14 protein-coding genes are annotated in these 14,390 nt (G+C 53.0%); all 14 read right to left on the reverse strand.

Annotated features, from left to right (window positions below; genetic code table 11):
- Positions 1 to 16 precede the first annotated feature (16 nt).
- The 14 genes from AC58P5_RS05425 to rnpM all read right to left on the reverse strand — a co-directional run bounded on the left by AC58P5_RS05425 (position 17) and on the right by rnpM (position 14,371).
- Complete coding sequence (locus AC58P5_RS05425; RefSeq protein ID WP_497385054.1) at positions 17 to 613, reverse strand: dipicolinate synthase subunit B; 597 nt, start codon at positions 611 to 613, stop codon at positions 17 to 19.
- Positions 610 to 1,509: a dipicolinate synthase subunit DpsA gene (dpsA, locus tag AC58P5_RS05430; RefSeq protein WP_497385055.1), complete on the reverse strand. Its 900-nt coding sequence runs from the start codon at positions 1,507 to 1,509 to the stop codon at positions 610 to 612. Before dpsA ends, AC58P5_RS05425 begins: the two co-directional genes overlap by 4 nt.
- A gap of 333 nt (positions 1,510 to 1,842) precedes the next feature.
- Positions 1,843 to 2,322 carry a dUTP diphosphatase gene (gene dut / locus AC58P5_RS05435; RefSeq protein ID WP_497385056.1) on the reverse strand — a complete coding sequence of 160 codons (480 nt, stop codon included), beginning with the start codon at positions 2,320 to 2,322 and terminating at the stop codon, positions 1,843 to 1,845.
- The gene (locus tag AC58P5_RS05440) at positions 2,312 to 3,568 is read right to left on the reverse strand and encodes a M16 family metallopeptidase (protein ID WP_497385057.1); all 1,257 of its coding nucleotides are present in this window, start codon (positions 3,566 to 3,568) and stop codon (positions 2,312 to 2,314) included. Before AC58P5_RS05440 ends, dut begins: the two co-directional genes overlap by 11 nt.
- A gap of 90 nt (positions 3,569 to 3,658) precedes the next feature.
- Positions 3,659 to 4,720, reverse strand: coding sequence for a polysaccharide deacetylase family protein (locus tag AC58P5_RS05445; RefSeq protein ID WP_497385058.1), 1,062 nt, complete (start codon positions 4,718 to 4,720; stop codon positions 3,659 to 3,661).
- Positions 4,721 to 4,879: 159 nt separating this feature from the next.
- A complete protein-coding gene (pnp, locus tag AC58P5_RS05450; RefSeq protein WP_497385060.1) occupies positions 4,880 to 6,985 on the reverse strand; it encodes a polyribonucleotide nucleotidyltransferase in 2,106 nt (701 codons plus the stop codon).
- A 250-nt stretch (positions 6,986 to 7,235) separates the two neighbouring features.
- The gene (gene rpsO / locus AC58P5_RS05455; protein WP_009674959.1) at positions 7,236 to 7,505 is read right to left on the reverse strand and encodes a 30S ribosomal protein S15; all 270 of its coding nucleotides are present in this window, start codon (positions 7,503 to 7,505) and stop codon (positions 7,236 to 7,238) included.
- A gap of 153 nt (positions 7,506 to 7,658) precedes the next feature.
- The gene (locus tag AC58P5_RS05460) at positions 7,659 to 8,603 is read right to left on the reverse strand and encodes a bifunctional riboflavin kinase/FAD synthetase (protein ID WP_497385061.1); all 945 of its coding nucleotides are present in this window, start codon (positions 8,601 to 8,603) and stop codon (positions 7,659 to 7,661) included.
- An 86-nt stretch (positions 8,604 to 8,689) separates the two neighbouring features.
- Positions 8,690 to 9,625, reverse strand: a complete 936-nt coding sequence (truB, locus tag AC58P5_RS05465) for a tRNA pseudouridine(55) synthase TruB (RefSeq protein WP_497385062.1) — start codon at positions 9,623 to 9,625, stop codon at positions 8,690 to 8,692.
- Positions 9,622 to 10,635, reverse strand: a complete 1,014-nt coding sequence (locus AC58P5_RS05470; protein WP_497385063.1) for a DHH family phosphoesterase — start codon at positions 10,633 to 10,635, stop codon at positions 9,622 to 9,624. The genes truB and AC58P5_RS05470 overlap by 4 nt, the downstream gene beginning before the upstream one ends.
- Entirely contained in the window at positions 10,632 to 10,988 is a 357-nt protein-coding gene (gene rbfA / locus AC58P5_RS05475; protein WP_009672009.1) for a 30S ribosome-binding factor RbfA, read from the reverse strand. Before rbfA ends, AC58P5_RS05470 begins: the two co-directional genes overlap by 4 nt.
- A gap of 6 nt (positions 10,989 to 10,994) precedes the next feature.
- Positions 10,995 to 13,685, reverse strand: coding sequence for a translation initiation factor IF-2 (infB, locus tag AC58P5_RS05480; RefSeq protein WP_497386032.1), 2,691 nt, complete (start codon positions 13,683 to 13,685; stop codon positions 10,995 to 10,997).
- Between the two features lie 82 nt (positions 13,686 to 13,767).
- Positions 13,768 to 14,094, reverse strand: a complete 327-nt coding sequence (locus tag AC58P5_RS05485) for a YlxQ family RNA-binding protein (protein WP_497385064.1) — start codon at positions 14,092 to 14,094, stop codon at positions 13,768 to 13,770.
- Positions 14,060 to 14,371, reverse strand: a complete 312-nt coding sequence (gene rnpM / locus AC58P5_RS05490) for an RNase P modulator RnpM (RefSeq protein ID WP_009672016.1) — start codon at positions 14,369 to 14,371, stop codon at positions 14,060 to 14,062. Before rnpM ends, AC58P5_RS05485 begins: the two co-directional genes overlap by 35 nt.
- Positions 14,372 to 14,390 lie beyond the last annotated feature (19 nt).

Raw genomic sequence — 14,390 nt, forward strand, 5'->3', positions numbered from 1 at the left:
TTTAAATGATCTATGATTAAGAATATTGAAATCGCTCAATAATCATCGGCTGGAGCTGTTTGCCGTTCAGAGCCGCTTCGCATGCCTCCAAAATCAAATCCATTCTGGCTACTAGTGAATTCGGCTTCGCTTCCGGCGCATCCTGGCCGAACGGGACAAAATAAATGCTCTTCGTGACGAGCAGTTTCGCAATATTCGCGGAATTCAGTCCGAGCCCGTCATTAGTAGAAATGGCCAGTACAAGCGGACGCTGATTGCGCATCTGTGCTTTAGCGGCCATTAGGACTGGGCTTTCCGTCATTGCATTCGCGAGCTTGCTGGTCGTATTGCCCGTGCAGGGGGCGATCACCATGACGTCGAGCTTCTTGGAAGGACCGAGCGGTTCCGCTTCGACAATCGTCGCAATGGGATCGCTGCCCGTCATATCTTTAAGCTGCTTCTGCCAATCCACGGCTTTTCCGAATCTCGTATCCGTCGTCAAAACGGATTGAGAGACGATCGGTACAACCGCGGCGCCTGCGTCTATGAATCTCTGAATCTGCGGCATAATCTCTTCCAATGTGCAGTGAGAACCCGTCAACGCAAACCCTACCGTTCTCCCGTTCCAGTTCATTCCGGATCACTCCCATTCCTGATGTCTTCCACCATCAACTGACTCAGCGTATTCGCCAAAATCCGACCAGCTGTTTTCGGTGCGACGATCCCGGGTAGGCCTGGAGCGAGCATCGCCTTAATCCCTCTCTTCTCGGCAAAGCGGAAGTCCATTCCGCCCGGCTTGGAAGCTAAGTCGATTAATACCGCGCGATGCGGGATATTCGTTATTATTTGCGCTGTGACTATCATAGTCGGAATTGTGTTAAAAAGCAAGTCAATATTCGCCACTTCCTGATAGAGTTCGCGGGTATAAAACGGCGTAAAACCCATCTCCAATGCTCTGGCAAAATGCTCCGGTTTTCGCACTCCGACCTTCACTTTTGCTCCCAATCCCTGAAGGGTGCGAGCCATCGTTAAACCGGTTCTTCCGAACCCTAAAACCATCGATTGCGAGCCGTGAATCGTAATGTCCGTATTCTGAATGGCAATCATCAAAGCGCCTTCCGCCGTCGGAATCGAATTATAGATCGCCACGTCGTCCCGCTCGAGAAGTTCGACCAGTCTCAGACCCTGCGCCGCGCAGAGCTGCTTCAAATATGGTTTCGCCATGCCCGTATAGATCACGGCATGTTTTGGAAGAGCGCCCAGCAGATCCGCCGTGAGCGTCAGTTCGCTGCCCGAAAAAATCCCTTCCACATGCCCTTGTTCATCCGTACCCACAACCGGCAAAACGAGCGCGTCTGCTTTCTCCAGCGCTTCGGGTGAAAGCTGCTTAATGGCCGCTCCGGCGAATGGCTTCTGCAGATTATCGAATCCGATTAAAGTCACGGACGCATCGAGCTCGATCAACTTATCGATCACTTCAAGCTGACGGGCATCGCCGCCGATAAAAATCACTTCCGCTCCGGTGAGCATACTGTCTCCGTTCCTCCCTTACGTGCATCCGTCTTCATAACATACAGTATGCCGCCGCCTACCTAAGGGTGACAGCCGCTTGCCCGGCGTCCGCACATTGCGGCTTCATCCTTATTTCAAGGGAAAATCTTTGGCGGACACAAAAAAAGGCCTCTTCTCAGCTTCGGACTGAAAAGAGGCCTTTCTGTATTAAAACCGTCCCCGCAAGGCTGGGTAATGTCATGATAGAGCATGTCCGGCCCGCCAACTGTGGGGGCCTGCCCAGCCAGCGATGAAAACCGGGGCTGGCCGCTGCCGTGCTTGTTCACTGCCTGTATTCCGAGAGGAAAGCAGCTATTTCCGCGCTTCGGTAGTCAGACCCGTATGCCCGAAGCCGCCTTCGCCGCGCGTCGTATCATCCAGCTCGTCCACTTCCGTCAATAGGACGGCCGGCACGAGCTGGAACACCATCTGCGCGATTCTTTCCCCGCGGCGGATCGTGAATGTCTCCTGACCATGATTGATCAGGAGCACTTTAACTTCGCCGCGATAGTCCGCATCGATCGTGCCCGGCGAATTCAGCGTGGTGATGCCGTGCTTGTAGGCCAGTCCGCTCCGCGGGCGGATCTGGGCCTCAAGCTCTACGGGCATCGCCAGGGCGAACCCCGTCGGAACGAGCGCCCGCTCACCGGGCGCCAGGTCGAGGGGTTCGATATTCGCCGCATGCAGATCGAAGCCGCTTGCCGCGGCGGACATTTTCTCCGGCAGCGGAAGACCTTCGCTGCCGGGCAGGCGTTTAATACGGATGGGGAATGCAGGTATGCTATTTTCCAAGAAGTTCATCTCCTCTGATTGACTGCAATGCCTCGTCGCGGCTGCCGACCATCGCGATGGCGAATGGCTTGGAGAACAGCTTGCGGGTCAAGGCGTGGATATGCTCCATTTCAACGCTTTCGATCCGGTTAATCATTTCGTCGAGCGTATAATGTCTTCCGGTCATCAGCTCGTTTTTGCCGATCCGGTTCATCCGGCTGCTGGTGCTTTCCAGACTAAGAATCAGGCTGCCTTTCAGCTGTTCTTTGCCTTTTCTCAGTTCCGCATCCGTCATGCCTTTCTCCGCGATTTCGCTGAGCATTTCGATCGTTACTTTCAAAACTTCCTCCGTTTGTTTCGGAGCCGTTCCCGTATAGATCGTAAATACCCCGTTGTCGATGTGAGAAGAATGATAAGAATACACCGAGTATGCCAGTCCCCGCTTCTCGCGGATTTCCTGGAACAATCTGGAGCTCATGCCCCCGCCGATCGCATTATTGAGCAGTACCATCGGATAGAGGTTTTCTTCACGAAGGGAAAGACCCGGAAGCGACAGGCAGATATGGTTCTGTTCCGTCGTTTTGGCCTGGAAAACCCGCTCGCTCATAAACGCGGGTTCTTCCTGGTTCTGCTGCGTACCGGAAACGTTGAAATGACCGAAATGCTTCTCCAGCAGTTCGAACACACTGTCGTCAATGTTCCCCGCTACGGCGATCACGGTATTCTCGATGGTATAGCATTCTTTCATATAAGCCCGCAAATCGTTTGGCTTCATGCCGGACAAATGCGCCTGCGTTCCCAAAATGGTATACCCCAGCGGATGGTTGCCATAGGCGGCTTTTGCCACAAGATCGTGAACCAGATCATCCGGAGTATCTTCATACATGGCGATTTCTTCGAAAATGACGTTCTTTTCTTTCTCGAGTTCTTCTTCATTAAAGACGGAATTAAAAAACATATCGGATAAAATATCTACCGCAATGCCGAGATGTTCGTCGAGCACCTTGGCGTAATAACATGTATATTCTTTGGATGTGAAGGCATTCACATTTCCGCCGATCCCGTCGAACACTTCCGCGATGTCTTTCGCGCTGTGGCGCTCCGTGCCTTTAAAGAGCATATGTTCGATAAAATGGGAAATCCCGTTGTTCAGCTGAGTTTCGTTCCGGGAACCGGTTTTTACCCAGATTCCGATCGCTACCGAACGGCATGTCGGAATTTTCTCGGTCACGACTCTGAGCCCGTTATTTAAATGGGTTTTATTCACCAAGCTGTTCCTCCTCAAATGTACGCACAATGGGGTCCGCTTAGGAGCCCTTAAGTTCAACTTTGATTTTAACAAAAATGTCGAAGTGACTCAACCTGACCGCTTTTCGTCCGCTTGGCCCGCTCCCTGACCAGAGGCCGATATCCGCTGCGGAGACAGCGTTTCGCTGACCGTTCCCAACTGCAGCCCCTTGCCCTTGATAATCGAAATCATTTCGGGAAGCGCACCGCTGGAAGACTGGGTCGGATGCATCAGAATGAGCGAGCCCGGCTCTATATTTTTGCGGACTTTGGCAAGGATCGCGGGGGCGCCTGGGTTTTTCCAGTCCACTGTGTCCAGCGTCCACATGACGGTCTTTAACTTAAGCTCCGCGGCGATTTTCACCGTTTCGGCATCAAAGTCTCCCGAGGGAGGAGCAAAAAGGACATTGGTGACACCGAGCTCCTTTTTCAGCAGATCCTCGGTTTTCACAATTTCCTCATACGCCTTGGAGCGGCTGAGCGTGCTCATATTTTTGTGTGAATAGGCGTGATTGGATAATTCGTGTCCCTCTTTTTGAATTTCCTTGGCGATGTCCACATGCTTCTTCAGCCAGCTTCCGTCGAAAAAGAAGGTGGCTTTCACATTTTCTTTGCGAAGCGTCTCCAGTATAGACGGAAGAAACTCTTCCCCCCAAGCCACATTGATCATGAAGGAAACCATCGGCTTATTGGGGTTGCCTTTGTAGATAGGCTCCGGCGGAAGGTCGTTCAAGTTAACTTTAGGCGGGACTTGCTTCATGACGAAAGGCAGTTGGTCTCCCGCCCCATTCTTTTTGGCTGCCTCGTAGGTCTTGTCGATATCGACTTCCAGCCCGTTATAACCCGGCACCGCTTTCCATACTCTGTCCACTTTCGCATCAATGGGAGCAATGTACAGACCTTTCGCTTCTTCCCGGATCCGTCCGAGTAAAGCGTCCTCTGCCGGTTGTGCGGTCTTTCCGTCGACCTCCGGCTCTGCCGCATGGTTGGAAAGCCTTGTCTGAGTTTGCACCGAAGGCTGCTTTCCCTGTCGGATCGCTCCCACAAAGGTATGTACACTTTCGCTCTGCAGCAGCACCCATATACACCCGGCCGCTATACCGCCAAGCAGAACCAGCTTCTTTTTTTGCATGAGATTCCGACTCCTCCGTAAAGATTATGTCAGAGTTTATGCAAAACCGGACAGGGTTATGACTTGGACGATACGGCCGCACACGAGAAAATTCGGTTTAAACATGCAAAAAAGAGACAGAAAAATCTGGCTCTTTGTATGTTTGTTGCGATTCGGTTGTTAGGATTGAGTGGAAACTTCGCTGTTCGCGAGCGTTGCTTTGCGGGACAGGTTAACACGTCCTTGATTATCGATTTCCGTGACTTTAACGGTAATCGTATCGCCGACTTTAACGACATCCTCCACTTTGGCAACCCGTTCGGTAGACAGCTGGGAAATGTGGACGAGTCCTTCTTTACCCGGCAGCACTTCTACGAAAGCTCCGAACTTCTCTACGCGTTTTACCGTACCCAGGTAAGTTTCGCCGACAACGACGTCGCGTACGATGCCTTCGATAATCTGCTTGGCACGTTCGTTCATCTCCGCATTGGACGAAGCGATAAAGACTTTACCGTCCTGCTCAATGTCAATCTTAACGCCGGTTTCTTCAATAATTTTGTTGATGATTTTGCCGCCTGCTCCGATCACGTCACGGATCTTATCCGGGTTGATCTGCATCACGACAATTTTAGGTGCGTATGCGGAAAGTTCTGTCTTAGGTTCCGAGATGCGCTCCAGCATTTTGTTCATGATAAACGCACGGCCTGCTTTAGCCTGATCCAGGGCCTGCTTCAAAATGTCGCGATTGATTCCGTCAATCTTGATGTCCATTTGAAGAGCGGTAACCCCTTTAGACGTGCCTGCCACTTTAAAGTCCATATCGCCGAGATGGTCTTCCATCCCTTGAATATCCGTCAGAATGGAGAAATGTTCTCCTTCTTTAATAAGACCCATGGCGATACCGGCAACCGGAGCCTTGATCGGAACACCCGCATCCATCATTGCCAGAGTGGAAGCGCAAATGCTTGCTTGGGAGCTCGAACCGTTGGATTCCAGAACTTCCGAAACGAGACGGATTGTATACGGGAACTCGGCTTCGTTTGGAATGACGTACGAAAGCGCGCGTTCTCCAAGAGCGCCATGTCCGATTTCGCGGCGTCCCGGCGGACGAAGCGGTCTTGCTTCCCCTACGCTGAACGGCGGGAAATTGTAATGGTGCATAAAGCGTTTGGTTTCTTCGAGACCCAAGCCGTCGAGGATCTGAACGTCACCCAGCGCCCCTAGCGTACATACGCTTAATGCTTGCGTTTGTCCGCGTGTAAACAGGCCGGAACCGTGCGTGCGCGGCAGCAGGTTAATGTCCACGTCGATCGGACGGATTTCATCAAGTGCACGTCCATCCGGTCTTACCTTATCATGTGTGATGAGGCGGCGGACTTCGTCTTTCACGATATCGTGAAGCACTTCCTTGACATCTTTCATCTTCTCCGGCGTTTCTTCATAGACCGCGGTAAAATGAGCAATGGCATCCGCGTTGACCGCGTCGATCGCTTCCTGGCGCGCATGCTTCTCTTGAACCTTAATCGCTTCCACTAGACGGGCTTCGGCAAACTCGCGCACGGTTGTGTTGATTTCGCCGTCAACCGCATGAAGCTTCACTTCCATTTTAGGAACGCCGGCTTCTGCAACGAGCTGCTCCTGAAGGGCGATCACTTTCTTGATCTCGTCATGCCCGAACATAATCGCTTCCAGCATAACATCTTCCGGAACTTCGGCAGCGCCTGCTTCTACCATCATAATGGCATCCTTGGTACCTGCCACAACGAGATGAACGTCGCTCTTGTCTTCCTGAGCCGGCGTCGGGTTCACGACGAAGTTACCGTCGATACGACCTACAATGACACCGCCAACCGGACCGCTGAACGGTACGTCGGAGATCGACAGTGCGGCGGAAATACCGATCATGGCCGTAATTTCCGGCGGACATTCCTGATCCACGCTCATGACCACCGCGACGATCTGTACATCGTTACGGAATCCTTCCGGAAACAGCGGACGGATCGGACGGTCAGTCAGACGGCTGGAGAGAATGGCCTTCTCGCTCGGACGACCTTCTCTTTTGATAAACCCGCCCGGAATTTTACCTGCCGCATATAAGCGCTCTTCATAGTTGACCGTCAGCGGGAAGAAATCAAGATCTTTCGGCTCGCTGGAAGCGGTCACGGTACAGAGCACAACTGTATCGCCATAGCGGGCAAGTACCGCGCCGTTGGCTTGCTTGGCTAAACGACCGGTTTCGAGAATAAGCGGACGTCCGGCCAAGTCCATTTGCACACGTTTTTCCATACTAAACCTCCTAATTTTATCTCAAAACACGCGGGAATCGAACTATACCGCGCAAAATGGTTCCGATTCGGAGAATACGGTAGGATTTGCGGGATATCGTGCCTCCTGCATCCCCTTATATTCTGCGTATGTACAGTATTTCCTTCTTTGCAACGATTTAAAATACACAAAAAGCAACCCGGAGCCGCTGCGGAAGCTCGGCTCGGAGCCCACCACAGAGAACAGCAGGGTTGCTTTCTGAATGCGGATTTTATCTACGCAGACCGAGCTTTTCAATCAAAGCACTGTAGCGTTTAACGTCTTTGTTCTTAAGGTATGCCAACAGCTTACGACGTTGACCGACCATTTTAAGAAGTCCGCGACGGGAATGATGGTCTTTCTTGTGTGTACGGAAATGGCTCGTAAGGTTTACGATGTTTTCCGTCAGGATAGCAATTTGCACTTCGGGAGATCCCGTATCGCTTTCATGCGTTTTGTGCGTTTGAATCAGTTCCTGTTTACGCTCTTGAGTTAATGCCATCCCAATCACCTCCTATTCATATAATCGCCTGTGGCCCAGAGTGCGTCGGTGAAGCGCGGCTCCGCGCCAAGGTTCGTAATTGAAGCTTACGGCAACGCCGAAGCAACGTAAATCAGTATAGCATACATGATGGACAGAAGTAAATGCCAACGCCTACAGAATCTGCGCAAACTTCGCTTCGGCCGTCGCAACATCTCTTCTGAGCTGGGTGATCAGCTCATCGATGCCGTTAAACTTGCGCTCGGGGCGCAAATAGTCGATAAATTCGACAAACACGGTGCTGCCGTAAATGTCCTGGTCGAAGTCAAGCAGATGCACTTCGAGCGACATGACTTCGCCGCTGTGGAAGGTCGGCTTCGTGCCGATGTTCATGACGGCCCGGTACCAGTTCCCTCCCACAAACGCACGGACGGCGTAGACGCCGGAAGCGGGCACCAGGAAGTTCTCGGACATCTGCAGATTCGCCGTAGGAAATCCGAGCTGACGGCCGCGCTTATCGCCCGATACGACGACACCGCGTATTCCGTAGCCTCTTCCGAGCAGCTCGGAAGCCGCCGGTGGATGCCCGGTCAATAACGCCTCTCTAATTGCCGTAGAACTGACTTTGGCACCGTTCATCCGGTACGGGCGGATCACCTCCACCGCAAAGCGGCCATGACCCAGTTCGCAGAGCGTATCCGGCGTGCCCCGGCCTTTGTAGCCGAACGTAAAGTCGAATCCGACTACGACGGTTTCAACGCCAAGCGCCTCTAGGACACGATCGACAAACTGCTGCGGAGAAGCTTGCATGAGTGCCGTATCAAACTTGAGTACATACGTGCAGTCTACGCCCAGCTTCTCGAAGAGCTCCATCTTGTAGGAAGTCGGCGTCAGCAGCCGGGCATATTTCTCCTGGCCGAGCAGCTCCCGCGGATGAGGATCGAATGTCATGATCGCGGCCGGGACTCCCAGCTCGCGGGCGTTCTCGACAGCGCGCTGGATAACTTCACGGTGTCCGAGGTGCACACCGTCGAAATCGCCGATAGCGATGACCTTTTTACCGGCCAGCGGAAGAAGTTCCGCATTTTCGATGGGATAAGACAAATGAATGGTTTGCATGGGTACGAGTTCACCTACTATTCCTTGAACCGCTTGATACCGCCAGGGGTTAGAAGATTCCGGCCTAGGGCCGGCTTACTTACATCCTAATTAAAAACTTTGACCGGAGCAAGATGGCCTTCGGTTGCATTCCAGGAGAACAGACCGATAAACCGTTTATGAGGATCATAAACACGGATGACTCCCGTTTGCTCCACGCCGGTCTCACTGTCGTTACTGCTCTGCAGGGCAGGCGCCTCATGGAGCCTGACTTTGCGTCCCTGCAGCGCAAAAACGGACAGCTGCTCATTCAGCACGAGGAAAGGCAAATAATCGACTGCTTGGTCCGCCTGAATGATCTTTGTATCCAGAAGACCTTCCTCTCGTAACCGAGGGAGGTCTTCCAGTACTACGCATTGTTCCAATCCGATTCTTCCGGTGGAGGAGCGGACCAGCTCCTTCATCGCCGCCGGAACGCCCAAGGCTCTTCCTATATCCACACACAGGGTGCGGATATAAGTGCCTTTGGAGCAGAGTACGCGGAAGCGGACTTCCGGATGATTCCGGATCAGGTCCAGTTCGAGCAGCTCGATCTCGTAAATGGTTACGTTTCGGGCTTTACGCTCGACTTCCACGCCCGCTCTCGCCAGTTCATACAACCGTTTTCCGTCGACTTTCACGGCGGAATACATCGGGGGAACCTGACTGATCTCCCCGACGAACGATTGGATCACGGAACGGACCTTATCCTCCTCAAGTTGAACGTGCTGAATTTCTTCCAGAACGTTCCCGCTCAGATCTTCCGTATCGGTGGCCAATCCAAAAACCATGGCTGCCTCATACTGCTTGGGCAGCTCCTGGATGTATTCGACCATGCGGGTTGCACGGCCGATACAAAGCGGCAGCACGCCGGTAACCTCAGGATCAAGCGTACCGGTATGACCGATCCGCTTAATCCCAAGAAAACGGCGCGCTTTCGCTACTACATCGTGGGAAGTCATTCCCTTTGGCTTAAGGATTGGAAGTATTCCTTCTATCGTCATGGCAGTTTATTCCCTACTTCCTCTACAACCCGTCGGATGGCTTCCTCGATGGAGCCGTTAATCGTACAGCCCGCGGCGCGGACATGACCTCCGCCTCCGAACGACTGTGCGATTTGAGCCACATCTACCGCACCTGCGGAGCGCAGACTCACTTTAACCGCCGATTCATTTCTTTGTTTAAACAAGAGCCCGACTTCGACTCCTTCGACGTTACGTGCATAATTGACCAACCCGTCCATATCTTCGTTGGTTGCGCCCGTCGCTTCGATTACCCCGGTGGATACCTCAATCGTAGATATCCGTCCATTCTTATGGAAATCAAGCGTAGCGAGTCCCTTTTGAAGAATACGAATCTGTTGAAAGGTCATTCGCTCCAGAAAAGCTTCGGCGAGTTCGGACCCTTTTACTCCCCATTCCAGAAGTTCTGCCGCCGTTTTCATCACTTTGGGTGTCGTGCTGGAATACCGGAAACCTCCCGTATCGGTCAGAAGCCCCGTGTAAATACAGGTCCCGAAATCGATGTCCGCTTTCATTTGAAGGTGCCTGGATAAATCATAAATGATTTCAACGGTTGCCGCGGCGGAAGCCTGTATGACGGAACATACCCCAAAGCGGTCGTTAGTCGCATGATGATCGATATTGAGCAGCTTGGCATCGGGGGTAAATTTCTCGCTGACCCTTCCGATTCGTGCAAAATCGGCGCAATCCACACTTACAATCGTGTCATAAGACAAGTGATCGGGCAGTTGGGATAAAGTCCGAATGCCGTCAAATCCCCAGAGTCTGCTGAATTTCCCCGGTATGTCCCCCTCGTTAGCAAGCGTATAGCGCTTTCCCATCCGGTCAAGCAGCCATGCAATGGCTAAAGTAGAGGAAATGGCATCCCCGTCCGGTTGGACATGGGATACCACTAGGAAATCATTATGATCGTGCAAGAATTGCTTTGCCGCCTCCAACTGCTCCAAGTAGCTGCCGGAGGCGCCGCTGCCTACAAACTGGCCCGCCGTCATTCAGCGGATTTCCCATCGTTAAGATCATGAAGCAGACTTTCGATCCGGCTTCCGTAATCAATCGATGTGTCGAATTTAAAGATAAGCTCGGGTACTTTGCGCAATCGGATTCTTTTGCCCAGCTCGGAACGGATATATCCGCTCGCACTGCTTAAGGCTTTCAGCGTTCCTTCCTTTTGCTCGTCCGTACCAAGCACACTGAGATAAACTTTGGCCTGAGACAGATCATTCGTTACGTCAACCCCGGTTACCGTAAGAAATCCGATGCGGGGGTCTTTAATTTCGCTCTGCAAAATTTGGCTGATCTCTTTCTTGACCTGCTCCCCCACTCTGCCTACACGAACTCTAGCCATAGCTGATCACCTCTCTACTGTTTCCATGACGAAGGCTTCGATGATGTCCCCTTCTTTAATATCATTGTATCTTTCCAGGGAAATACCGCACTCGTAGCCTTGCGCCACTTCTTTGGCGTCGTCTTTGAAGCGTTTCAGCGCGTCCACTTTGCCTTCGTAGACTACGATGTTGCTGCGAAGCAGACGAACTTCCGCATTACGCGCGATTTTGCCGGAGGTAACCATGCAACCCGCAATGGTGCCCACGCCCGTAATTTTGAAGATGTTGCGGACTTCCGCATGCCCGATAATGTTTTCTTTGAAAATCGGATCGAGCATACCCTTCATGGCTTGTTCAATTTCTTCAATCACATTGTAGATGATCCGGTGCAGACGAATGTCTACTTTCTCCTGATCCGCCGTTATTTGAGCGGCAGGCTCCGGCCGAACGTTGAAGCCGATAATAATGGCATTGGAAGCCGATGCCAGAATGATGTCGGATTCGGTGATGGCACCTACGCCCGTGTGAATCATCTTCACGCGTACGCCTTCCACTTCGATTTTCTCGAGGGAACCGCGCAGGGCTTCGAGAGAACCTTGAACGTCCGCTTTGATAATGACGTTCAGATCTTTAATTTCACCGTCTTTGATGTGCTTATACAGATCATCCAGCGTAACGCGGGAATTCGCCGTAAGCTCGGACTGGCGGAGCGTGATAGAACGCTTATCGGCAATATCGCGCGCTTTGCGCTCGTCTTCGAAGGCAAGCAGCGGATCTCCCGCTTGCGGAACCTCCGTGAGGCCGGTGATTTCAACCGGAGTCGAAGGACCCGCTTCTTTAAGACGTTTGCCTTTATCATTTACCATTGCGCGGACACGGCCGAAACATACGCCTGCAACAAAACTGTCGCCGACTTTGAGCGTACCGTGCTGTACGAGAATGCGGGCTACAGGACCGCGTCCTTTGTCCAGCTCCGCTTCGATTACCGTACCTCTGGCACGCTTATCCGGATTTGCTTTATATTCTTGAACCTCAGCTACGAGAAGAATCATTTCAAGCAGGTTTTCCAGGCCGATCCGCTGTTTAGCCGAAACTTCGCAGAAGATTGTTTCGCCGCCCCACTCTTCCGGTACGAGTTCATACTCGGTAAGAGCTTGTTTGATTTTCTCCACATTGGCTTCCGGCTTATCGATTTTGTTAACCGCCACGATGATCGGTACGCCTGCCGCTTTCGCGTGGGCGATCGCCTCAACGGTTTGGGGCATAACGCCGTCATCCGCCGCTACGACGATAATCGTGATGTCGGTCACCTGAGCGCCGCGTGCACGCATGGTCGTAAAAGCTTCGTGGCCCGGGGTATCGAGGAACGTAATTTTCTTGCCGTTCGCTTCAACCTGGTAAGCTCCGATATGCTGGGTAATACCGCCCGCTTCGCCTTCCGTCACGCTTGTATGACGGATTGCGTCAAGAAGGGTTGTTTTACCGTGGTCAACGTGACCCATAATGGTAACGACCGGAGGACGTTCTTTCAGATCCGCCGCATCGTCCACTTCTTCTTCCAGCTCGAAACGGTCGTCTTCGACACGGATTTTCAGATCCACTTCGACATTATACTCCCCGGCTACGAGCTGAATCGTATCGAGATCGAGTTCCTGGTTGATGGTAGCCATTACGCCGAGGAACAGGAGTTTCTTGATGACTTCGGAAACGTCCTTGTGGAGAAGTTTCGCAAGTTCACCGACCGTCATTGCGCCGCGCACAATAATCTTCTTCGGTGTATTGTCGATCTTTTCTTTCCTAACCATCGAATCTTGACCGCGTCCGCGGCCGTTATTGCGTCCGCCGCGGTTGTTGCCGCCACGGTTGCCTGCACCGCCGCGTCCGCCGCGTCCGTCGTCGTAACGGCTGGATTTGCTGCGGTCGTCGCGGTTGCCCTGTCTGTTGTCGCCCGTACGCTGGCCGCTGCGGCCTGCATCCGTGCCCGCAGCCGGACGTCCGTCTGTTCTGCGCGGAGCTTGGCCGGGTCTTGCACCGGCACCGGCACCCGCAGATCCGCCGCGGTTCTGGCCGCCTTGACCGCCGCCGCCCTGAGGACGCTGGCCGCCTTGACCGCTGCCGCCTTGAGGTCCGCGGTTGAAACCGCCGCCCTGGCCGCCTTGCGGACGTGGTCCGCTGCCGCCTTGACCGCCGCTCCGTGGAGCGCCGCCTTGGCCCTGCGGACGCTGACCGCCCTGCGGACGGCCTTGACCGCCGCTTTGCGGGCCGCGGTTGTATCCGCCCTGGCCGCCTTGCGGACGCTGTCCGCCGCCTTGGCCGCCGCTGCGCGGTGCACCTTGGCCTTGCGGACGGTCGCCGCGTGGCGCGCCCGTTCTTCCGTCTCCGCTCGGACGCGGTGCACGGTTATCCTGGGAGCCTTGCGGACGTGCTTCTGCAGCCGGACGCTCCTCTTTCTTCGCTTGCTCGGACCCTGTTTGCTGCACAGGCTGCTTAGCGCTTACCTCTGCTTTAGGGTTGGACTGTTTGTCTGGTTTGGGTTGATTTGAATTTGGACTCACGTTACCTCCATCTGATCCTGCCCGTTTGGCAGCCGCATTCGCTTTAATGTCACGGAAAAACTTTTCTACGCTGCTGACCGCATTGTTTTCCATAACGCTCATGTGGTTGTTCACGGGGATATTCAAACGCTTCAGGATCGTTATAATTTCCTTGCTGCTCATATTCAAAGATTTGGCATATTCATAAACCCGAAGTTTATCCTTAGGATCTTGTTTATTTGTCAAACCCATTCACCTCCGGAGGTTATACCCGATACTTTTTCAGCATCCTGGCGAAGCCGTCGTCAACGACGGCAATCGTGACTCGAGCTTCCTTCCCTATGCTGGAACCAAGTTCCTCACGGTTGCCCAGGACCAGCAAAGGTACGTCGTATGAACGGCATTTGTCCTGAAACTTCTTGCTTGTATTGTCAGCCGCATCTTCCGCCATAATGACCAGCTTCGCTTCACCCGATCGGATAGCCTTCAGCACGCTCTCTTCTCCGGTGACAAGCTTGCCTGCTCTCATGGCGAGACCTAAGTTTGAAAAATAATTTTTATTCGTCATCGTCCATCCCATCTTTGCCCGCATGGAATTCTTCTTCCACCTGGATAAAATCCTGTTCAAGCTGATCATAAATGGGAGCGCCCACCGATTGCTTCAACGCACGGTCCAGCGCTTTGGATTTTTTGGCAAGCCTGAAGCAAGCCACTTTGCCGCACAAATAAGCGCCTCTGCCCGACTTTTTGCCTTTCAGATCGATTTGGATCTCCCCTTCGGGGGTACGAACGACCCGAATCAATTCTTTCTTCGGCATCATTTCCTGGCAGGCCACGCATTTGCGCAGAGGTATTTTCCGCTGTTTCACGTCATCCTCACCTCGCCCC

Source organism: Paenibacillus sp. JT31N7 (assembly GCF_059692095.1).